Origin of the sequence: Kordia sp. (genome assembly GCF_050633145.1) — a bacterium.
GTDB lineage: Bacteria > Bacteroidota > Bacteroidia > Flavobacteriales > Flavobacteriaceae > Kordia.
Genome location: NZ_JBOEFY010000055.1, coordinates 1 through 19759, shown reverse-complemented (window position 1 = coordinate 19759; position 19759 = coordinate 1). Strand labels below are relative to the sequence as shown.

Here is a 19759-nt window from a genome sequence, read left to right as displayed (position 1 = left end):
ATACAGGAATCACAATTCATAAACTTATCAATTGTGATTCTTTTATTTTATACTGCTTCAAACAATTTTCCTGGTAAAGGTTTTACCAAGCCTTTCATTTCCATTTGTAATAAAATTGGTGCTATTTTATGAATTGGAAATTTACATTCTAATGCAATACTGTCTAATACTGTTTGTCCTTTTTCTTGTAAATACGAATGAATAATTGCTTCTTCTGGAGATACATCTACAAATAATTGTTTTTGCACAGGTTGAAACGGTGCTGCTTCCAATTCCCAACCTAAAAGATAAACAATATCTGCAGCAGATGTTAAAATATGCGCGCGTTGTTGCTTGATTAAATTGTTACAACCTATACTTTGCGAATCGCCTACTCTACCTGGCACAGCAAATACATCTCTGTTGTACGAGTTGGCAATATGCGCCGTGACTAAACTTCCTCCTTTTTCGGCAGATTCAATGACAATAGTTGCTTGTGTCATTCCAGCAATGAGGCGATTCCGTTTTAAGAAATTTTCTCGATCAGGTTTGGATGTACTCCAAAAATCAGTCACAAAAGCACCATTCTTTTCTACCGATTTCATATAACGTTGATGCTCTTTTGGATATATTTGATTCAAACCATGCGCCAAACAACCAATGGTAGGAATGTAGTTTTTAACCGCTGCACGTTGCGCAACAATGTCAATTCCGTAAGCAAAACCAGAAACAATCGTAGGTTGTAATGGTGATAAGTTTTCTATTAACTCTTCACAAAATTGCTTTCCGTATGTTGTTGCTTTTCGTGTCCCAATAACACTAATCATCTTGGAAGCGTTCAAATTGGCATTTCCTTTTTGAAATAATACAATTGGACTATCAACACAATGTTGTAGTCGCGTTGGGTAGCTTTCTTCTAAAAAATAATGCGTTTGAATTTTCTCTTTTTGAATGAATTTTAATTCGTTTTCAGCAGCTTTGATATGTTTTGTATTCTGTAAATCAGCTAAGACATACGTGCCAACTCCATCTATTTTGAGTAAGTTTTCTTTCTTTTCATTCAGTACGGCTTCTGCGCTTCCACAGTGTTTTATCAATCTTTTTGCAATTACATCGCCAATTTTTGCTGTTTTTTGCAACGCTAGTGCATATATTAATTCCTCTTCAGAATACATTTCGGTTCATTTTTAACTACTAAAATTACAGGATTTTTAGAAGGTAAATTGAACGTATATGAAGTTTTTTATTGAGTGAAATAATTTTCTATCTATTTCGTGATTTACCCTCTAAATTGTATATAAAAAAAGGCATTTTCAAGCAGTTTCCTTCGTTTTGTATATCAACAAGTGCATATTTATAATTTGTATCGAAGATTGGCTTTGACACCATTAACACCCATTTTGGACACATTTTACGTATTACATCTAACCTATGTTTTAGAAGTCCTTTCAAATTATCTTCATATCCTTTTATTAAGAGAGAGTCATATGTTGATCTGCTCCATATTTTTATGCTTGGATCAATTTTAGAATTCTTTAATTGAAAGTCTGTTGAAATATGCATTGCAGATTCCAATTCATCAGCAGATGCGAAATCTAATTCTTTAATAATCATTTCTTGAAGTTCTTCCCTTGACACACCTAATTCCATTTCTTCCATTTGTTTTTCGGTAGAATTCAATACCAAACAACTACAGTCTTCTCTTCTGGAAATAATTTTTTCTATAAGCAAAGTAGCTTTCTCATTATAAATTTCTACTTCACTTTTATGATCCGTTTCTTCTTCAATTTCGTTTGAACAACTGCTCAAACCGATCCAAGTAAAACAATATATACAAAGATTTTCCAATGATTTCTCATATTAATAGGAACGTATCAACACCAAAATAGTTGCATTACGAGCTAATTTCTAAATAAAAAAAGAAAAATTGCAGTATTTAAACGATTGATTCACATCCCTAAAAGCTTAATGTTAATAAAAAGTTATACAGATATTTTATTGGTTTCATATTTTGTTTAAATTTGTTTTAATGAGATTAGAACTGTACATAAGCGACCTTTTATATAGATACGAATGTGTAACTGTGCCTAACTTCGGTGCTTTTTTAACGCAACGAAAAGGTGCACAAGTGCATCACACAACAAATGCCTTTTATCCACCAACGAAAGAGTTGTCATTTAATGCACAACTTACGTCAAATGATGGTTTGTTGGTAAAATACATTGCAGATGTTACGAAGGAAGATTATGAAAGTACGCTACAAAAAGTACAGTTGGAAGTAGATGCATGGAAAAAGCAATTGGATAATTCTGAAATTATTTCACTTGAAAATATTGGTGATCTTTCTTTAAATGCAGAAAGAAAAATACAGTTTGAGCCATCGTATCAACTAAATTATTTAACCTCATCATTTGGACTTTCGTCTTTTGTTTCTTCAGAAATTAATAGAATTGTTGAAGAAGTAAGAGAAGAAACAACTCCACTAGTATTGGAAGAGGTAGTTACAGAAACAATTCCATTACCAATAGTAGAAGAAACACATCGCAGACGTTTCCCTTGGGCATATGCAGCTGCTGCAGCGGTAATTATAAGTGCTGGTATTTTCGGATTTAACGAATATAGCAACACACAACAAGAGAAGCAGCAAATTGTAGAAGATACCAAAGCAAAAAAATCAATTGATAAGTATATTCAACAGGCAACGTTTTTTAATACGAATCCTGTAGAATTGCCATCTATTACGCTACAAGTTGCGAAAGAAGCTCAAAACTATCATGTAGTTGCAGGCGCTTTTCGAATTGAGCAAAATGCACATGAGAAGGTAGCAGAATTGCAAGCCAATGGTTTTGAAGCCGAATTACTAGGTCAAAATAAATATGGTTTACACCAAGTATCGTATGCAAGTTTTTCAACACGCAATGAAGCTACAAATGCTTTAATAAAAATTAAAAAAACTGAAGCGCCAGAAGCTTGGTTATTAATTACAGAATAAGAAAATTACACCTATACTTAAAAAAGATCGCTATTATTTAGCGGTCTTTTTTTTGCTTTCACATGATGAAACAAATGCTTATCATTTTGTGATTGTTTGATTATTTCCATAATTATTATCATTTTTTTAGCAACCCAAAAAATGAATCTGTGTACCTTTGCAAAAAATGTATTGATGGAAGCAAAACATCCAAAATCATCGAAAACGATTATGACCGACTTGGTATTGCCAAGTGAAACAAATCCCTTAAATAACTTATTTGGTGGCGAATTATTGGCACGTATGGACAGAGCCGCTAGTATTGCTGCAAGAAGACATTCGCGACGTATTGTTGTAACTGCTTCTGTAAATCACGTTGCATTCAATCGTTCCATTCCTGTGGGAAGTGTTGTAACAGTTGAAGCTAATATTTCAAGAGCTTTTAAATCGTCAATGGAAATTTATATTGACGTTTGGATTGAAGATCGTGAATCTGGTATGCGCGATAAAGCAAACGAAGCTATTTATACCTTTGTAGCTGTAAATGATACTGGAAGACCTGTACGCATTCCTGAATTGGTTCCTGAAACCGATTTAGAGAAAGAACGTTTTGAAGGCGCTTTACGTAGACGTCAATTAAGTTTGGTATTGGCTGGAAAGATGAAACCAGATGATGCCACAGAATTGAAAGCACTATTTGGTTAGTATATAAAATACAAAAGCAGGAAAATGAATTCCTGCTTTTTTTATTTTATAATATTCTATTAGTTGTTACATGGAGCTACTACTACCAATGAAACAACTATAGTGTCATGACAGTTAGCTTGTTCCGTTGGAAAGCAATCACCACAAGTAAGTAGCCCACATGTTTGCCCATGGGTTTTTGGTGGTCTTCCACCTTGTAAATCATTAAAATTTGCTACTACCTTTTTACTTAATGCTAATTTTTTAATTTGTTTTTTCATGTCTTTTGAGTTTTATTAGTTAATTAATTAAACTTATTTTTTAATCTCCATATAAAAAACGTGTTGCATTTTAAGATTGAAATTACGCCTTTTATTGTTTTTTAATGAGGAAGAAAAAGTAAGCTATATTTTACTTTTGAGGTTATTTAGGACAACCTCCATCATTTCTAGAAATCCAGCATAAAAAACCAGTCTTTCCTCCCAAAACTTCTTTAGTTTTAAGGTTTGAAATGAATTTTTTGTTCAGTTTTAAAGATTTTAGATCTCTTTTTTTCATGACTTTGAGTTTTAGTGAATACTCAAACTTATTTTTTAATTATGAGTCATGAAAAGGTGCTGAGTCGGAATGTAGTTTTTGTGAATTTAAGCGTCAGTTTTACGCGGTTAAGTGTAAAAAACAAGGTCTAATTGATAGTAAAGTTCCCATATTTGATTGGAATTGTGAATGCTACTACCGTGTTTTCTGCTGAAAAAACTTCGTAAGCAATTTCCATTTTGTGTACTTTTTGAATGTTTTCAATACGTTGTTTTATGATGTCTGTACTCATAGAACGATGCAACATACTTGCTTTTTTAGGTGAAGTAGTGATTCCTTTTCCATTGTCTGTAATAGAAATGATAAGGTTGGAATCTTTTTTAGAATAATCAATAGAAATATGTCCGTTTTCAATAGTAGAAACTCCATGCAGAATAGCATTTTCTACAAATGGCTGAATTAGCATTGGCGGAATCATGCTGTTGGAAACGTTTACATCATCCGCCACAGCGATAGCATACGTAAAACTTCCATTGTTGTTTAGTGATTGTAATATTAAGTACTTTTCAATAAAGTTAATATCTGCTTCTAGTGGAATAAAATCAATATCTGAAGATTCTAATATGTTTCGCATGAGCGAACCAAATTTTTGCAAAAACGAAGTTGCTGTTTGCTTATCTTCTTTATAAATATAGCCTTCTATCGCAGCCAAAGCGTGAAAGAAAAAGTGCGGATTGAGTTGTGTACGCAAAAAACGTTGTTGCAGTTTTTCTTTGTCCAAATTGATAATCGCTTCTTTTAATTGTTGTTTTTGTCGACGATTTTTATACCAAATCATTCCTAAAATAAGTAACAATACAAGAAGTCCAATAATTACATAAATAACATACGATTGTTGCTCTATTTTTAACTGTTGCAATTCCGTTTCTGTATGTAATAATGCAATTTCCTTTTGCTTCTTATCGTTCTCATACTTTTCTGTGATTTCGGCAATTGCTTTTGCTTGATTTTGACTATATAAAGTATCTTTTAGTTGATTGTAAAGCACCAATGTTTCAGTTGCGCTCTTATAATTTTTTAATCCTTGATACGCTTTTGCTAAATCATTAAGTATTGGAACTTTTGCGGTTTCTACATTGGTTACTTTTAGTGCATTTTTTAAATATGGAATTGCTTTTTCATAGTCTTCAAGTCCTAAGTACGCTATTCCTATAATATGTAAAAACATATCCTTAAATTCAGGATAATTATATAGTTTTTCAAGTTCTAGGGCTTTCAAACAATTTTCTAGAGCATTTTCATAATCTTCCATTGTAAGGTACATATTGCCTAATAAAACATACGTTTTTGGCAACAAACGATGCTGTTTTTCTTCAACACATAATGCTTCTGCTTTTTTTGCATAGACTACAGCTTTTGGGAACTCATCTAGCTTTTCATAAATAAGCGATTTGTTAAGATAATTATGCACTGTTATATAGATCAATCCTCTGTAGTTGACATAATCTTTATCTACCGAAGCTCTTTTTTCTATCAGTAAGTTTTCCAATTTTTCGCAATATTTTAATGCTCTTTCGTGATATTCTAAAGAAGTTAAAAGAGCACTAATACTGGATAAATTTACATAGTAAGTAATATCATCTTCTACACCTTCATTTTCATAGATTGCAATGGTTTTATAATAAATTTCTAATGCTTTTTCATGGTCTCTTGTATCCGTGTAAATTTCCGCCAATGCAGAATACAGCTTGAGCAATGCAAATTTATTTTCAGGTTGATTGAGTGCTACAGAATCTTTTTGAATGGTTTCATTAATAAGCTTAGTAGCTTCATCATACTTTTTTTCAAGTTGTAGTATATATACTTTTCGGCTTATGGCGTCAAAACGTATTCTAGAGTTTCCTGCAAGCTTGGTGTATTTCTCTAAATAGACTTTACTACTGTCTATGTTTCTACGCGCATAAAATGTAATCACACGAATGTAATTGTTCCTATTAGGGTCTGCATTTTCATTCGTTAGTATTTTTTTGATACTATCTATTTCACGGTATTCTTTAGCTGTATTTATTTCTTGACTACATAATAGCGCAGGAATCAAAATACTTATGACGATACTATATATTCGCATTTGCTTTGTTTAAGGTTGTACTATAGTGTTACATAATATTCAATCGCTTGTATAAATTTTCTTTGAAGGTACGTCCTATCGGAATATGCGTGCGTTCTTTGAGACATAGCATTTGCTCCTTTTCATCAATGTGTACTATGTAGTTGAGATTGATTCCGTATAATCTATGGACTTGAATAAACTGAGAATTTAAAGTACTTATGAGTGATTTTAAGGAGTTTCTAAGTTGAAATTCTTTGTCATTTTTATCAACTAGCGTTACATAGTTTTTAGACGTTATTTTTAAAAGCTTGACTTCTTGCAAGTTTATTTTTCGCAACTTATAACCAACTCGAACGGTTAAAAATGTAGCATTATCTTCTGTTGAAACCGTTAGATTTTCTTCAGAAATTATTGATTCCTGATTTTGTAATGCTAATTCAATAGTTGCTTTTAAAGTTTCTTGCTGAATAGGTTTGACCAAATATCCAGATGGTTTATTTTTTACTGCCTTTTCTATGATTTCGCTTGCTGTTAATGCCGTTGTATATATGATGGGAATAGATGAAAAGCTTTTGATGACTTGTCCTAATTGAATACCATCATTGTCATGTTTTAGGTTGATGTCTAAAAGAATAACATCAGGAATGTTTTTTTTAATTGCTAGGATTGCATCTTCAAATGTGGCGCAAATTTGCTGCACCGTATGCCCAATAGCTTTTACCTTTTCTTGCAAAGCAAACGCATGGTTTTGATCGTCTTCAACAATACAGATTTTCGCCATTTGTAAACATTTTTTCAGTTTAAATATAGGGTTTTTTATTTTAGTTGCTAATTGTTGATTTTTGTTGATTTGCTTATTTGTCAATCTATATGTTTGCTATGTATTCTTGATTTTTTGTCACAAACACACTACTATTTTTCTTGTTTTAAATTTTCCTATTTTAGATTGTAATTGCTTAGGAATAACAAACTGAATATTCATTTTAATATACATCTAATTATATTTTTACTTTTATCTAAAAATAATTTTACTTACACATAAAACAAAAAATCATGCATTTTGTAGGATCATTAAAGTTGTTTTCAATTCTACTTTTGGAAGAAGTATAACTTAAAACAGAAACATTATGAAAAAACAAAGTTTACAAGGCTTGAAGCTTAATAAGAAAAGCATTTCCAATTTAAGCTATGAACCTCTAGGTGGAAAAGAAGGAGTAGAAACATTTGACGGTATGTTAAGTACAATGGGACCATGTCAAGGAGGAACTAAATGCTGTGACGATAGTTATGGTTTATACTGCTCACTTGTAATGCAAAATTGCCCACATTAAATTTATCTTGATTATTTGCATGAAAAAATACTAGAAGCAATCCTATTTGGGTTGCTTTTTTTTATAAAAATCATACATTTTGTAGGAGCTAGACTTCCATTTTTAGTTTTAATATTGAGTAACATTAAAATATTAGAAATTATGAAAAAGCAAAATTTAAATGAGTTACGACTCAACAAAAAAAGTATTTCCAATTTAAGTTACGAAGCTCTTGGAGGTAGAACTTATGAAACTATTTTATCTTGGGATGGCATGTTAAGCACAATGGGACCATGCATAGGAGGAACAAGCTGTTGTAACAATACTCATACAGAACATCCTATGCCACTTGGCTAGTAAATCAATATGTATAACAAATGTAACGGGCTTTTTTTAAGTCCGTTTTTTTTTTGATTTTGACAGTTAGAATGTTTTAGTGAAAAATTGATCTTGAAAAAAGTATAGATTCTGAATCAAGTTCAGTATAACAAGTAAATGAGACACTTCGACTTAGTTTATCTTGAGCGTGAGTCGAAAGGCTCAGTGTAGCTTTGCTACATTCTATACAGCCACGTTTCTGGATTTAAACGTGTGGTATTTTTAAAAACAGTGAATTTGAGCTCGGTTTTCCCTGTGCTTTTATTTGTGTACATGGTTCCGATAGTTTGCTTTTTAGATACTTTATCTCCAGTTTCTACTGATACTGTTTTAAGTCCGAAATAGGTTGTAAAATAACTTCCATGTCGTATTAAAATACATTTTACACCTTCTTTAGTTGTAAATATTCGTGTAATTTCTCCGTTGTACACCGCACGTACTGTTTCACCTTGATTTGTAGCAATGATAACTCCATTACTCACACGAGTTACATTCGGATTTACCACATCGCGGTAGTTTCCATAACCACGTACTTTTGTTCCTTCAGAAACTGGCCAAATATGTTTTCCTTTATTGGCTGCAAAACTGTTTCCAATTGCTTTGGCTTCCGGCGTTAACGCATAGGTTTTACTAGAAGTAGTTTTTCCTGCTTTTTTGTTGGAACTCGCAATAGCATCACGAATTATCTTATCTATTTGACGATCAATTTTATCCGCTTGTTGTTGCTTCTTTTTTACTTGTGCTGCGTATTTATTTTTGTCTTTTCGCAACGATGCTAAGAGTTCATTTTGAAGCTTTTTTTCTTTTTCCAGTTCTTTTTGCACCTTTCGGTTTTCAGAAATAAGTACTTCTTTTTCCTTTTTTTGTTCCGAATAGGTCTTATTCAGATCTTGTAATTCTTGCGTGCGTACTACGATGGCTTCCCCTTGCTTTTTTCGGTAATCCGTATATTGCTTCATGTATTGCACACGTTTGTAGGCTTGCAGGAAACTTTCTGACGAAAGTAAAAACATCAATCTACTTTGCTCTGAGCGACTTTTATAAGTCTTTCGAATCATTTCTGCGTAATCGGCTTTCAACTTCGTTAAATCGTTTCGTAACTGCCCTATCTTTTTGATATTGCCATTGATTTGACTCGTTAATAGATTCGTTTGACGATTCATCACTTTTATCAAGTCACGTTTGACACGAATTTTATGATTGATACTTTGCACATCGTCCACAATAAATTTTGTTTTCGACGTATTTTTACTAATGAGTTTGTTAATGAGTCGTATTTCTTTTTGCAAGCGCAAGCGCATCGCTTCAAGTTCTTTCTTTTTGTCCTGCGCCATACTTGCAGTACTTACCAATAAAAGTAAGACTACGATGATTTTTCTACTTGTATGTTTATTGAATATTGACTTCACTAGATTTTTATTTCTGTATATCCACTTGGGATTTTAAACGGAAAACGCACTTTTTCATTAAAGGTTACTTTGCGATATTCAACCTGAATGTTGGTCGTTTTATTATTTTCTTCCGCTTTTATTTCTATATTTTTCGGGAATGCCTGTCCTGTTATTTCTTGGTATGTAGGATAGTTAATGGTAAGCACACGCTGTTCAGCTGTTTGTGCTAATTGTTGTTTTTTTACTTTGAAGTGAAACGCATCTAAGAAGAATAATCGTTTAAAAAGTTCAAAATCACGCTTTGGAATGAGCGCATAAGTTTTGTCTACAATTTTAGAATCGAATCGTTCGTCTTTTAAATTAAATAATGCATCACCTATTAGTAGGTTTTGTATTTTATCAAAGTCTAATTCTGTTCCTAAAAATTTACTGATCAGTTTAAAATCGCCTTCAAAATAGGTGTTGTCTACTTTGCTATAGAAGCTTACTTTGGTTGGCGTCATATATATTTTTACGTATGATATTTTTGCGCTTATCCAAATGGCTTTGTCTTTTTCCATGCGTAGACTTAGCGTGAAGTTGTCTTGCATTTTTCCATCATCATAATTTACTTTGAGTTTTCCACGAATCGTTTTGAAGTTTAACGCATTTCGATAATGATTTTTGATGATGTTTCTAGTAGACAGATCTGCTACTTCACCCGAAGACACTACTGCTTTTGTCGATTTACAACCTACTAAAAAGAGCAATACTATACTAGTAATGAAAATGTGAATTCCGTTTTTCAAGTGTTTAATTTTATTTTGCGCGAACGCTTATTGTATTTTTTTAAGATAAAATTTTTCCTTTTTGGAGTTGCCCATTTTTTTATACGCAGCTACAAAAGTTTGATAGAATTCTTTTTCAAGTGGAGCGTTATCAATAATGTAATCTAATCCAATTTCAAGCATTTCTATCGCTTTCTTATACTCTTTTAACGCATTTAATGCCTTTGCATTGTATAAATATAATTTTGGTTGCGAAGGAAAGTCACTTAAACCTATTTTTGCAAGTCTATTTGCCGCTTCATATGATTCGGTTTGCAAGGCATCTTCTATTTGGTCTAATATTTTTCCGTCTCCTCTTACTCTAGGCTTTGGAGTTTGATTGATGACATCGGCAACTTTACCGTCAGATTTTGTTTTTTTGTTGACTTGTTTTTCCAGCATTGACTTCATGTTGGAAGCTGTGAATGATAATCCGCCGCTTTTTTCAAGTTTTTCAAGTTGTTTTAATGCTTTTTTGTATTCGCGCATTCCTACATATACTCTGGCAACTTCTTCTCTAAACTGTGGGTTTAGTTGAATTACTTTTTTACCTGTTTCTATCGCTTCTTCACGCTCACCCAATTTTACTTGCACGTTGAATAATCCTGTAAGATACCACTGGTTTTGTGGTTTTTTGTCAACTGCTTTTTGAAATGATTCTTTAGCTCTGCCATATTCTTTAAGTGAGAAATAGTTTTTTCCCAATTCGAAAGCAATAGTTGCGTTATCGTCTATTTTTCTGCATTTAAGCAATTCGTCAACAGCGCGATCGTAGTTTTCAATACCACGTTGTTTCAGTGCTTCAAAGAAATGTTCTTGAAATTCGTCAATGTTTTCTTCTAATGAAATTTCGGCACTTTCTTCTTCTTGCGCATGTACAACCTCAGGAATAAACGTTAGCATTCCTGAGAGTAATAGTATGTACATGTATTTTTTCATCTGTCTTTTAATTTAATTGCAGTTATTATAAGCTTTTACAACAGTTTCTACATCTTCTTTTCTGTATGTTTTGTCTTTTAATTTTGCTACTACTCTAGGACAATCTGCAAAATATTCCATCGCTCTTTTCTTAAATGACCTAGAAATACGGATCGTGATTAAAGGTAATGCAATTTTTTCGCCTTTTTTCAATACATAAAATTCATCAAAATCATTAAAGTCATACATTATTGGCTGCATAGTTCCTGGATGAAATACTGCTGGCGATGATGTATAGCTCACACTTCTGGCATATAAGGTTGTTGTTCCCTTTGTGATTACTTTAAAAAGCTCATGCTTTTTATTAGAAACTGCAATATATCGGTAAACAGCAGTTTGAGAATCTTCATACGTAAAGACAATTTTATCTACTTGCTTGTGATCAAATTTTTCCTTTTTTGCCTTTTTGTTTTTCTTGAATTTTACTTTTTGTTTTCCACTGAAAGAGATTAAATCTTTAGAAACTCTTGGAAACTTAATGAGTCCGTTTTTAGCTGTTCCATTTTTTAAATACAGCGTTCCTTCGGTCCAGCCATGCTGTGCAAAGGTTTGAAAACTTACAAGAATACATATTAGCAATACTATTTTTTTCATATGTATGAATCTTCAATTATTATTCCAAGCTTGAATAGTCTCCAATGCTTATTTTGGTGAAACTTCCATCAAATTTTGCATGGTTTCCAATCATTGCTTCGTCTAAATTAGCGTTTTTTACCGTAGAATTGGTTTGTATTAAGCTATTTTTAAGAGTAACGCTTTCTAATTGCGTATTGTCTCCCACAGAAACATTTGGTCCAACTGTTGAATTTTTAATGATAACATTTTCACCAATATAACAAGGAGAAATAATTTCTGAGTTGATAATTTGTGCAGAATCTGACACTAATTTTTCACCATCAGCCTGTAAAAAACCTAGCATTCTTCCGTTGGTTTCAATCGTTACATTTTTGTTTCCACAGTCCATCCATTCGTCCACTTTTCCAGTTACAAAACGGCGCCCTTTTGCCATCATTCCTTTAATTCCGTCGTTGATTTGATATTCGCCTCCGTGAATGATATTGTTATCTAATACGTATTGTAATTCGTCTTTTAAAACGGCAACATCTTTGAAATAGTAGATTCCGATCACTGCTAAATCTGAAACAAATTCTGCTGGTTTTTCTACCAATTCTACAATTTCCTTGTTGTCATTTAGTTTTACAACTCCGTACGCTTCTGGCTTGTCCACTTGCTTTACCCAAATAGCAGCATCTGCATCTTTGTCTAGGTTGAAATCAGCTCTGATTAACGTATCCGCATAAGCGATTACCGCTGGACCCGATAGAGAATCTTTTGCACACATAATTGCATGACCAGTTCCTAACGGTTCATCTTGACGATAGATACTTGCTTTTGCACCTAAACCTTCTGCCAGTTCCGTTAAACTTTCTACCACATCATCTCCAAAAAATGCTGGATCTCCAAGTACAAATGCTACTTCTTCTATTGGTTCGCCTAATACTTTGGCAATATCAGACACTAATCGGTGTACAATTGGTTTTCCTGCAATGGGAATTAATGGTTTTGGAACTGTAAGTGTATGCGGGCGAAGTCGTGAACCTCTTCCTGCCATAGGTACTATTATTTTCATTTGTTGTTGTTATTTTTTATGGATTCGATTATTTGTTATTTTGGGTTTTGGGTTTTGGGTTTTGGGTTTTGGGTTTTGGGTTTTGGGTTTTGGGTTTTAAAAAGTATCTTTTTTACATGTTGTACAAAATTCAAAATATTAAACTTATGAATTTCATTTTTGTGGATTTGTTAATTTGCTTTCTTTCCTTCTAATGCCTTATACCAAATCCCTAATTCCTTACTTACATTTAGATTTTCAGAGTACTTCTCGATACAATTTTCTATCTATCTCAATAGCTTCGCTAGGTATTTTCAATCAAAATATATTTTGATTTCAATAATGCTCGATATGACAAAAAATCACTCGAAGTGACGTTCAGTTTATCTAACCACTCCAATTATACTAATTATATAGAAACGTTATTAAAAACATTTTTTAATTTAAAATTTCACATTCAACATTTAGCATCTCGACTGTGCTCGAGGTGACACATTTAGATTTTCAGAGTACTTCTCGATACAACAAATCATAGATTTGCCACTCGAAGTGACGTTTCTGCTTTTATTTCTCAATACTCACTACTAACATCTCAATACTATTTTTCTACTTCGTTCCAGTACTTCCAAATCCGCCAGCGCCTCTGTCTGTTTCAGAAAGCTCTGTTACTTCTTGCCATTCTGCTCGTTCATGTTTAGCGATGACTAATTGTGCGATTCGCTCTCCATTTTCAATTGTAAATGCTTCTTTGGATAGATTGACAAGAATCACGCCAATTTCTCCTCTGTAATCTGCATCAACAGTTCCAGGAGCATTTAATACGGTAATTCCTTTTTTTGCTGCCAATCCGCTTCTTGGACGCACTTGCGCTTCATATCCAATTGGCAACTCTATGAACAATCCCGTTTTTACGATGGTTCTGTCCATTGGCTCCAATGTTATTGATTCCGTAAGATTTGCACGTAAGTCCATTCCGGCGGAAGCCAATGTTTCATAGTGCGGCAATGCGTGTTGAGATTTGTTGATGATTTTTATGTTCATTTGTTTTTATCGGGTTTTTGGGTCTTAGGTTTTAGGTCGCTTCGCTTTTTGGTTTTTGTCAATTTGGAGTGACGCTTCGTATATCTAACATCTCAATACTAACAAAAAACTACGAGCCTTTTTTTATGAGGCGTTTTAATTCTTTTTGTTCTGATATATATATTATTGCCAAAAATACTAAAACTAATGCAGTTGCAATGATATAATTTCCTCGAAAACCATCATAGAACGACACTGCCGATAGTACTGTAGCAAGCAAAATATAGCCACCAACTTGTTTTATATTATATGGTACTTTGTAATGCTTTTGTCCAAGTATATACGAAATAACCATCATACTTCCGTAAGCAACTAATGTTGCCCAAGCTGATGCCATGAAACCTATTTGTTCAATCATTACTAGATTGAATACTATGGTAACAATCGCACCAAAAATAGAAATATACATTCCGTATCTCGTTTTGTCTGTGAGTTTATACCAAATGGATAGGTTGTTGTAAATACCCAAAAATAGATTTGCTAATAGAATGATTGGTACAATTGCTAAGGCATCTAAATATTCATCTTGCCTGATGAGAATGCTTGCAAAAAGGTCAATATAAGCAACTACAACAAGCATAAATATTGCTCCCAATATTGAAAACCATTTGAAAATCGTTGCATAGTTGTTTTTAGCATTTTTTTCTTTTGCATGATTGAAAAAGAACGGTTCTGCACCTAAACGAAATGCTGTAATGTACAAGGTCATAAATACACCCAATTTGTAACAGGCAGAGTATTTCCCCATTTCGGTAGCACCAATCATGTCTCCCAAGAATAGTTTGTCAATATTTTCATTGGTTACATACGCCAAACTTCCCACCATGATGGGCAATCCGTAGATGAGTAGTTTTTGTAAAACTTTTTTATCGAACGTCCATTTTATTTTTAGAATGTTTGGAAATAATAGCATGAGTGTGAATACGCTTGCAAATACATTCGCCAAGAAAATATAGATGACTTGCGGTTCTCCTTTTACATAGAAATTTAAGGATTCTGGCAGGATTCCTTCTGAGATAATTCCGTTAGGAATTGCCCAAAGAAAGAGCACATTTAGTATGGCGAGAAATAGAATGTTTGCAATTTTGATTCCCGCAAAGCGAATGGGTCTATTTGTAACACGCAAGTAGGCAAACGGAATGACGACAATAGTGTCTAAAAATACCGTCCACACTAAAATTTTAACATACATTACTTTTTCAAACCCAAAGGTTTTTGCTATTTCTGGAGCAAAACTGAGTCCTAAGATTAGGAATATGAGTGTCGTAAAGAGTAATGTGATAAACGACGTAGAAATGATTTTTCCTTTTTCTTTTTCTTTACTGAAGAATCTAAAAAACGCCGTTTCCATTCCGTAGGTTAATAACGCATTTAAGTACGCGGCATATACATAGTATTCTGTGTTTACGGCAAATTTGTTAGATTTGAAAACGTCGGTATGCAATCCTACCAAGCCTATATTGATAGCTCGTGGCAATATTGCCGCAATTCCATAGATTATGGTGTCTTTAAAGAACTTTTTAAGTGCGCTCAAGGAATGTTTTGTTTACGTACCAAAAGTATTGATTTCTACGGGCTTTGCCAAAATGATTTTTTGGAGCTAAAATCTCTATCATTTATCGTATTGGTTAGCGTTTGTATTGTATAAAATTTTATTCAACTGGAATAAATAAATGACTCGGCATTTGTATTTTACCATCAATATTGAATTCTAGTAAAAGTTCAACTGTATCATCTTTTACTGTTTTAGGCGTAAATTCATATGTGAATCCTGATTTATTTTGTTTTGACAAGATTAGCTCTTTCTCTTCTTCCTTCCCATTTGTTATTCGATATACATTATATTCTGGAAAGTCCATATCAATACCAAAACAGAATGCATAGTTTATTTGACACGGTTCATTTAGTTTTGATTCGTAAGTTTCAGAAAATCCAATAGGTGTTAGATGTAAAATTTTTTCCTTGAGTTGATGTTTTAGAGAATCACTTAATTTTTTATTTAATACTTCAAGTTCAGATATGCGGTTATTTAATTCTTGTAGTTTCTTTTGGCTACAAGATGTTACACAAATAAAAGTTATTAAGAGAACAACTATTTTTTTAAAATAAGAGAGCACCATTTTTAGCAGATTTTTATTTTTTTGTTTTGCGAAAACAAGATAGCAATCTTTTTTTGCCTTTATACTTCGCTTCTGAAAATAAATTTACTGTTTGTTTTGCGGTGCACTTGGATAGTGTACTGGGAATCTGTACGTGATGTTTTGAAGCTTGAAATATTTTAGTTTTCCATCTTCTTCATAACTAATGATTCCTTCGTTAGGTAGTAATTTTTGAGAAAGTTTAGGTTGTAATTCTGGCGGTTCGTTTCCTGCTTCTTTTTTGTGATCGTTGTGTAGAATGACTTCTTTTTCAACAGGTTTTAGATAACGTGCTATGTATAATCCTTTGCTGTTTGTACTATTGTCTTCTAGGCTTGTTTTTTTTCCTCTAAAATAAAAGTCCTTCAGCGTAACTTGTTTTTTGTTTAGATGCTTAATAATGATATGTACATTGAGTCCGCCTCCGCCGCCTTCTTGTCCTGCAGTCCAAGGTTGCGAAAAGGAATCTACAACAGTAAACGGTGCTTTTTCTTGTAGCTTCATAGTCGTTTGTTGAGATGAACAGTTTGTGAAACCTATTAGTAAGAGTATTGAAAGTATGTTGTTCATGTATTTATTCATGTTTTTTTGTTTTTTTGTGGATGCGTTTGCCTGTTTTCTATTTCTCTATTCATACTATCAAAACGTCAAATCGAGTGATTTTTTACAGAAAACTGTATCGAGATTTGCTACGAATTTCAAAGTACTTCTCGATACAACGAATTATAAATTCGTCACTCGAAATGACGTTTTGAAATTTTCATATGTTTTTATTCACATTTAATAGCATTGCAAGAATAGTTCCAAGTTAACTAAATAAATCTCAATACTCAATACTAATAACTCACTACTTTCTATTCTTCCTGTAGGGTTTTTAGAATTGAAAGTTCGTTCAAGACTCCTTTTCGGATGAAATAAAATAGTATCACAAAAGATACAACGTACGAGATTACAATATAATAGAAAAATCCTCTCGAAAGGTATTGATAAAAGTAATACATCATGATTCCTACGCCAATGTTATATATAATTAGTAATAGCGGAATGATTCTGAACGCGAGTATTTTTCGTTTTTCGTAATAGCTTATTAGCTGTGTTTTGAACTCTTCTAACGTAAGTAATACATTAATTTTTTGCAATTTTTGTCGACTCTGAATTTCAATCCAAACACGTACTACAATCACGCCGATAAGCAATGACATTCCTAAGAGTGTACCGTTGTATTTGTAGGCAGAAATGTAAAAGAAGAATGCAATGAGTACAATTCCTGTGATTCCTAAAATTAATTGTGTAATTCGTTGTTCTTTGCGTAGTTTTTGTAGTTTTTGTTGTGCAGGTTTAAAATCGGGAATCGTTGTTGTTTTCCCTGATTGTTGTTGCCATGTGTTTTGTATGTCTTTAAATTCCATGAGAGACGCATTTTGTGAGTTTTTCTTTGATTCTGTGTACCATGACACGAATGTTTTGATGTGAATGCCCTGTGATTTCAGCTATTTCTTTTTGTGGCAAACCTTCTAGGACTAATAGGATAACAATTCGTTCCGTTTCTTTGAGTTGCTGAATACACGCATACATTTGTTTTAAGCGGTTTTGACGTGTTTTTTCTTCTTCTATGACATTTGGATCGTCTTGTTGTATTTCGGGAATGTTATAGCTTCCTTTTTTGTTTTTTCGGATGAAAAGCAAACAGGTGTTTACGGTGATGCGATAGATCCAAGTTCCTATGCTCGATTTTTGTTTGAATTGATCCAAATGTTCCCAAACTTTGATGAACACATCTTGCGCTATGTCTTTCGCTAATGATTCATCACCATTTACGTATCCGAGACAGAGCCTGTAAACCTTGTCATAATGATCTTGATAGATGTTTGTAAATTGTTGTGACACTTTTTTGTTTTTTAGATCGCTGCGCTCTTAGACTTCTATGCTGTTAGACTTGTTCCCGCGGAGGCGGGAATCTCTTAGACCACTGCGCTTTTAGATTGCTTACTGTTGTGTTTTTTTGGTTGTTAGTTGTTTGCTTTTAGCTTTTGGTCGGTTCGTTGTACATTTTCTATGAATGAACTGACAACCGACAACTCACAACTAAAAACGAATTAACTTTTTAACTTCTTTCAGAAACCATTCCGCTTGATCAAACATAATAAAGTGTGCTGAGTTTTCAACATATAAGATGTTTTTGTTTGCTAGTTTTTGATATTGCTTTGTATATAATTCTTCTACTTGTGGTTTTGGATAGAAACTTACCGCTGCCATAATCGTCACAGGAATTTGTATGCTTTTGATGCTTTCTCGCAAGTCTAGTTTCATTAGATCAATATAACCATACACGTAGGTTTTTCGGTCTGCTTGTTCCATCCACGAAATGATTGTTGGTTGCTTTTCTTTGACCAATGTCATTCCCGCTGCCATTTGTGTAGCCATTTTGTTGAAAGCTGTTTTGTCCATTTCCAATTGTTGTTTGGCAAACGGATTGTCGTAACTTACTTTTTCTGGTGAGAAATCGGGAATCATGAGTGCGCCAATACTTGCCAATCCGTCTACAATGATTAATTGTTTGTAGGTTTCTGGATTTTCAGAGGCTAACCAAAGTGCTAATGATCCGCCCATACTATGTCCGATAATTGTTGGTTTTTGTAGTTTTTTGCGAGTTACATATGTTGAAACATCGTTTTTAATGGTTTCTAACCACGGACTTTCAATTGCTGGAACGTTTCCAAATCCTGCAAAGGTAAATACATGACATTCGTGCGTTTTGGAGAGTTCTTTTACGGTTTCTGACCAAACATCACCTGTACAACTGAATCCTGGAAATAGTAAGACTGGATTTCCTTTTCCTGTAATTTCGACTTGAAATGATTTTTCTTGTGATTGTGCAATAAACGTTACTAATATCGTTAGTATAACTGCTATTTTTTTTAAGGTATTCATCTGTTTATTTGTTTTGATTTTCCCTTTAGATGCAGATTTTTGAAAATGTTACAGAAAAAGTTAAAAAACTTTTTCAGATCGCTTTGCTGTTAGATCGCTACGCTGTTAGACTTGTTCCCGCGGAGGCGGGAATCTCTTAGATCGCTGCGCTGTTAGACTGCTTACTCTTGTGTTTTATTAGCTTCTGGCTTTTAGCTTTTAGCTTTTAGTCGGTTCATAGTACATTTTCTTTGAATGAACTGACAACTCATAATTTTCCATCACGAATTCACGAATATTTTTATTGTTTTTCTGGATTTGTTTTGAAACGTCTTTGCGAGAATTTAGAAAAAATTCTCGGCAATCTGTTTGTTTCAAACACAAGTTTGAAGTGTGATTTTAGCAGATTACTTCGTCATACTTCCTCGCAATGACGTTTCATATACTAACTCTCAAACCGTTTCTGCAATTCTTTGATAAAATACGAAGGCTTAATTCCTGTGGATTTATGAAACGACTTAGAAAACGATTCTGTGTTTCCAAAACCTGCTTCTTGAGCAATCGCTTTGATGGTATAATTTCTGAATTTGGAATCTTCTTTGAGTCTGGAAATGACATATTCGATGCGCAATTCACTGATGTAGTGACTAAAGTTCTTTTTGTAATGCCAATTGATGACTTTGGATAAGTATTTAGGATTCGTTTTTAAGTTTTTTGCTAAGCTTGTAATTGAAACTTGTTTTGTGAATTTCTTTGTGTCTTCAAACTTTGTTAATTGACTCAAGATAGTATCAATTATTTCTTGTGGAACACCGATGTCTTTCTCTTGAGTGTCTTTCGTTTCTGTTGTCACATCGAGCGCATTTCGACTCCGCTCA

Annotated in this window: 23 protein-coding genes; 4 read left to right on the top strand and 19 right to left on the bottom strand. The window is 33.2% G+C overall.

Features of this window, described 5'->3' with window-relative positions; translation table 11 throughout:
• Window positions 1–47 precede the first annotated feature (47 nt).
• Window positions 48–1154 (bottom strand): DNA-processing protein DprA, encoded by a 1107-nt coding sequence (gene dprA / locus ACRBBL_RS22050; RefSeq protein WP_431371260.1) that lies wholly within the window; start codon window positions 1152–1154, stop codon window positions 48–50.
• A gap of 88 nt (window positions 1155–1242) precedes the next feature.
• Window positions 1243–1788: a hypothetical protein gene (locus ACRBBL_RS22045; RefSeq protein ID WP_431371259.1), complete on the bottom strand. Its 546-nt coding sequence runs from the start codon at window positions 1786–1788 to the stop codon at window positions 1243–1245.
• A gap of 220 nt (window positions 1789–2008) precedes the next feature.
• Between ACRBBL_RS22045 and ACRBBL_RS22040 the strand changes: the two genes are divergently transcribed.
• Together ACRBBL_RS22040 and ACRBBL_RS22035 are read left to right on the top strand one after the other, a co-directional pair.
• On the top strand, window positions 2009–2971 hold the full coding sequence (locus tag ACRBBL_RS22040; RefSeq protein ID WP_431371258.1) for an SPOR domain-containing protein: 963 nt from the start codon (window positions 2009–2011) through the stop codon (window positions 2969–2971).
• Window positions 2972–3145: 174 nt separating this feature from the next.
• Window positions 3146–3655, top strand: a complete 510-nt coding sequence (locus ACRBBL_RS22035; RefSeq protein ID WP_431371276.1) for an acyl-CoA thioesterase — start codon at window positions 3146–3148, stop codon at window positions 3653–3655.
• A gap of 59 nt (window positions 3656–3714) precedes the next feature.
• Here ACRBBL_RS22035 and ACRBBL_RS22030 read toward each other — a convergent pair whose 3' ends face one another.
• The 4 genes from ACRBBL_RS22030 to ACRBBL_RS22015 all read right to left on the bottom strand — a co-directional run bounded on the left by ACRBBL_RS22030 (window position 3715) and on the right by ACRBBL_RS22015 (window position 7062).
• Window positions 3715–3915 carry a hypothetical protein gene (locus ACRBBL_RS22030; protein ID WP_431371257.1) on the bottom strand — a complete coding sequence of 67 codons (201 nt, stop codon included), beginning with the start codon at window positions 3913–3915 and terminating at the stop codon, window positions 3715–3717.
• A gap of 142 nt (window positions 3916–4057) precedes the next feature.
• A complete protein-coding gene (locus tag ACRBBL_RS22025; RefSeq protein WP_431371256.1) occupies window positions 4058–4192 on the bottom strand; it encodes a hypothetical protein in 135 nt (44 codons plus the stop codon).
• Between the two features lie 127 nt (window positions 4193–4319).
• Window positions 4320–6299 carry a histidine kinase gene (locus ACRBBL_RS22020; RefSeq protein ID WP_431371255.1) on the bottom strand — a complete coding sequence of 660 codons (1980 nt, stop codon included), beginning with the start codon at window positions 6297–6299 and terminating at the stop codon, window positions 4320–4322.
• Window positions 6300–6327: 28 nt separating this feature from the next.
• Window positions 6328–7062, bottom strand: a complete 735-nt coding sequence (locus tag ACRBBL_RS22015) for a LytR/AlgR family response regulator transcription factor (RefSeq protein ID WP_431371254.1) — start codon at window positions 7060–7062, stop codon at window positions 6328–6330.
• 346 nt (window positions 7063–7408) lie between these two features.
• On the opposite strand from ACRBBL_RS22015, the gene ACRBBL_RS22010 reads away from it, so the two are divergent.
• Window positions 7409–7612 (top strand): hypothetical protein, encoded by a 204-nt coding sequence (locus tag ACRBBL_RS22010; RefSeq protein ID WP_431371253.1) that lies wholly within the window; start codon window positions 7409–7411, stop codon window positions 7610–7612.
• A gap of 141 nt (window positions 7613–7753) precedes the next feature.
• The gene (locus ACRBBL_RS22005) at window positions 7754–7948 is read left to right on the top strand and encodes a hypothetical protein (RefSeq protein ID WP_431371252.1); all 195 of its coding nucleotides are present in this window, start codon (window positions 7754–7756) and stop codon (window positions 7946–7948) included.
• 197 nt (window positions 7949–8145) lie between these two features.
• Here the strand turns inward: ACRBBL_RS22005 and ACRBBL_RS22000 are convergent, their stop codons facing one another.
• The 13 genes from ACRBBL_RS22000 to ACRBBL_RS21940 all read right to left on the bottom strand — a co-directional run.
• Window positions 8146–9378, bottom strand: a complete 1233-nt coding sequence (locus ACRBBL_RS22000) for a murein hydrolase activator EnvC family protein (protein ID WP_431371251.1) — start codon at window positions 9376–9378, stop codon at window positions 8146–8148.
• Entirely contained in the window at window positions 9378–10148 is a 771-nt protein-coding gene (locus ACRBBL_RS21995; protein ID WP_431371250.1) for a DUF4292 domain-containing protein, read from the bottom strand. The genes ACRBBL_RS22000 and ACRBBL_RS21995 overlap by 1 nt, the downstream gene beginning before the upstream one ends.
• A 27-nt stretch (window positions 10149–10175) precedes the next feature.
• Window positions 10176–11105, bottom strand: coding sequence for a tetratricopeptide repeat protein (locus ACRBBL_RS21990; RefSeq protein ID WP_431371249.1), 930 nt, complete (start codon window positions 11103–11105; stop codon window positions 10176–10178).
• A 12-nt stretch (window positions 11106–11117) separates the two neighbouring features.
• Window positions 11118–11738, bottom strand: a complete 621-nt coding sequence (locus ACRBBL_RS21985; protein ID WP_431371248.1) for a hypothetical protein — start codon at window positions 11736–11738, stop codon at window positions 11118–11120.
• A 19-nt stretch (window positions 11739–11757) separates the two neighbouring features.
• Complete coding sequence (locus ACRBBL_RS21980) at window positions 11758–12774, bottom strand: sugar phosphate nucleotidyltransferase (RefSeq protein ID WP_431371247.1); 1017 nt, start codon at window positions 12772–12774, stop codon at window positions 11758–11760.
• 585 nt (window positions 12775–13359) lie between these two features.
• The gene (gene dut, locus ACRBBL_RS21975; RefSeq protein ID WP_431371246.1) at window positions 13360–13794 is read right to left on the bottom strand and encodes a dUTP diphosphatase; all 435 of its coding nucleotides are present in this window, start codon (window positions 13792–13794) and stop codon (window positions 13360–13362) included.
• A gap of 109 nt (window positions 13795–13903) precedes the next feature.
• Window positions 13904–15367: an oligosaccharide flippase family protein gene (locus ACRBBL_RS21970; protein ID WP_431371245.1), complete on the bottom strand. Its 1464-nt coding sequence runs from the start codon at window positions 15365–15367 to the stop codon at window positions 13904–13906.
• Window positions 15368–15485: 118 nt separating this feature from the next.
• Complete coding sequence (locus tag ACRBBL_RS21965) at window positions 15486–15953, bottom strand: hypothetical protein (RefSeq protein ID WP_431371244.1); 468 nt, start codon at window positions 15951–15953, stop codon at window positions 15486–15488.
• An 84-nt stretch (window positions 15954–16037) separates the two neighbouring features.
• Window positions 16038–16553, bottom strand: a complete 516-nt coding sequence (locus tag ACRBBL_RS21960) for a hypothetical protein (RefSeq protein WP_431371243.1) — start codon at window positions 16551–16553, stop codon at window positions 16038–16040.
• A 272-nt stretch (window positions 16554–16825) separates the two neighbouring features.
• Window positions 16826–17380 carry a hypothetical protein gene (locus ACRBBL_RS21955; protein WP_431371242.1) on the bottom strand — a complete coding sequence of 185 codons (555 nt, stop codon included), beginning with the start codon at window positions 17378–17380 and terminating at the stop codon, window positions 16826–16828.
• On the bottom strand, window positions 17370–17858 hold the full coding sequence (locus ACRBBL_RS21950; protein ID WP_431371241.1) for an RNA polymerase sigma factor: 489 nt from the start codon (window positions 17856–17858) through the stop codon (window positions 17370–17372). Before ACRBBL_RS21950 ends, ACRBBL_RS21955 begins: the two co-directional genes overlap by 11 nt.
• A gap of 198 nt (window positions 17859–18056) precedes the next feature.
• A complete protein-coding gene (locus ACRBBL_RS21945; protein WP_431371240.1) occupies window positions 18057–18902 on the bottom strand; it encodes an alpha/beta fold hydrolase in 846 nt (281 codons plus the stop codon).
• A 424-nt stretch (window positions 18903–19326) separates the two neighbouring features.
• A partial coding sequence (locus tag ACRBBL_RS21940) for a helix-turn-helix domain-containing protein (RefSeq protein WP_431371239.1) occupies window positions 19327–19759 on the bottom strand: 433 nt, incomplete at its 5' end.

What these genes read in the sequence shown, in the direction of transcription:
- ACRBBL_RS21990 (WP_431371249.1), bottom strand. Translation starts at nt 11,105, where the DNA reads ATGAAAAAATACATGTACATACTATTACTCTCAGGAATGCTAACGTTT.
- dprA (WP_431371260.1), bottom strand. Translation starts at nt 1,154, where the DNA reads ATGTATTCTGAAGAGGAATTAATATATGCACTAGCGTTGCAAAAAACA.
- ACRBBL_RS21960 (WP_431371243.1), bottom strand. Translation starts at nt 16,553, where the DNA reads ATGAATAAATACATGAACAACATACTTTCAATACTCTTACTAATAGGT.
- ACRBBL_RS22035 (WP_431371276.1), top strand. Translation starts at nt 3,146, where the DNA reads ATGGAAGCAAAACATCCAAAATCATCGAAAACGATTATGACCGACTTG.
- ACRBBL_RS21965 (WP_431371244.1), bottom strand. Translation starts at nt 15,953, where the DNA reads ATGGTGCTCTCTTATTTTAAAAAAATAGTTGTTCTCTTAATAACTTTT.
- ACRBBL_RS21980 (WP_431371247.1), bottom strand. Translation starts at nt 12,774, where the DNA reads ATGAAAATAATAGTACCTATGGCAGGAAGAGGTTCACGACTTCGCCCG.
- ACRBBL_RS22025 (WP_431371256.1), bottom strand. Translation starts at nt 4,192, where the DNA reads ATGAAAAAAAGAGATCTAAAATCTTTAAAACTGAACAAAAAATTCATT.
- ACRBBL_RS21945 (WP_431371240.1), bottom strand. Translation starts at nt 18,902, where the DNA reads ATGAATACCTTAAAAAAAATAGCAGTTATACTAACGATATTAGTAACG.
- ACRBBL_RS21985 (WP_431371248.1), bottom strand. Translation starts at nt 11,738, where the DNA reads ATGAAAAAAATAGTATTGCTAATATGTATTCTTGTAAGTTTTCAAACC.
- ACRBBL_RS22020 (WP_431371255.1), bottom strand. Translation starts at nt 6,299, where the DNA reads ATGCGAATATATAGTATCGTCATAAGTATTTTGATTCCTGCGCTATTA.
- ACRBBL_RS22005 (WP_431371252.1), top strand. Translation starts at nt 7,754, where the DNA reads ATGAAAAAGCAAAATTTAAATGAGTTACGACTCAACAAAAAAAGTATT.
- ACRBBL_RS21955 (WP_431371242.1), bottom strand. Translation starts at nt 17,380, where the DNA reads ATGGAATTTAAAGACATACAAAACACATGGCAACAACAATCAGGGAAA.
- ACRBBL_RS22015 (WP_431371254.1), bottom strand. Translation starts at nt 7,062, where the DNA reads ATGGCGAAAATCTGTATTGTTGAAGACGATCAAAACCATGCGTTTGCT.
- ACRBBL_RS22030 (WP_431371257.1), bottom strand. Translation starts at nt 3,915, where the DNA reads ATGAAAAAACAAATTAAAAAATTAGCATTAAGTAAAAAGGTAGTAGCA.
- dut (WP_431371246.1), bottom strand. Translation starts at nt 13,794, where the DNA reads ATGAACATAAAAATCATCAACAAATCTCAACACGCATTGCCGCACTAT.
- ACRBBL_RS22010 (WP_431371253.1), top strand. Translation starts at nt 7,409, where the DNA reads ATGAAAAAACAAAGTTTACAAGGCTTGAAGCTTAATAAGAAAAGCATT.
- ACRBBL_RS22040 (WP_431371258.1), top strand. Translation starts at nt 2,009, where the DNA reads ATGAGATTAGAACTGTACATAAGCGACCTTTTATATAGATACGAATGT.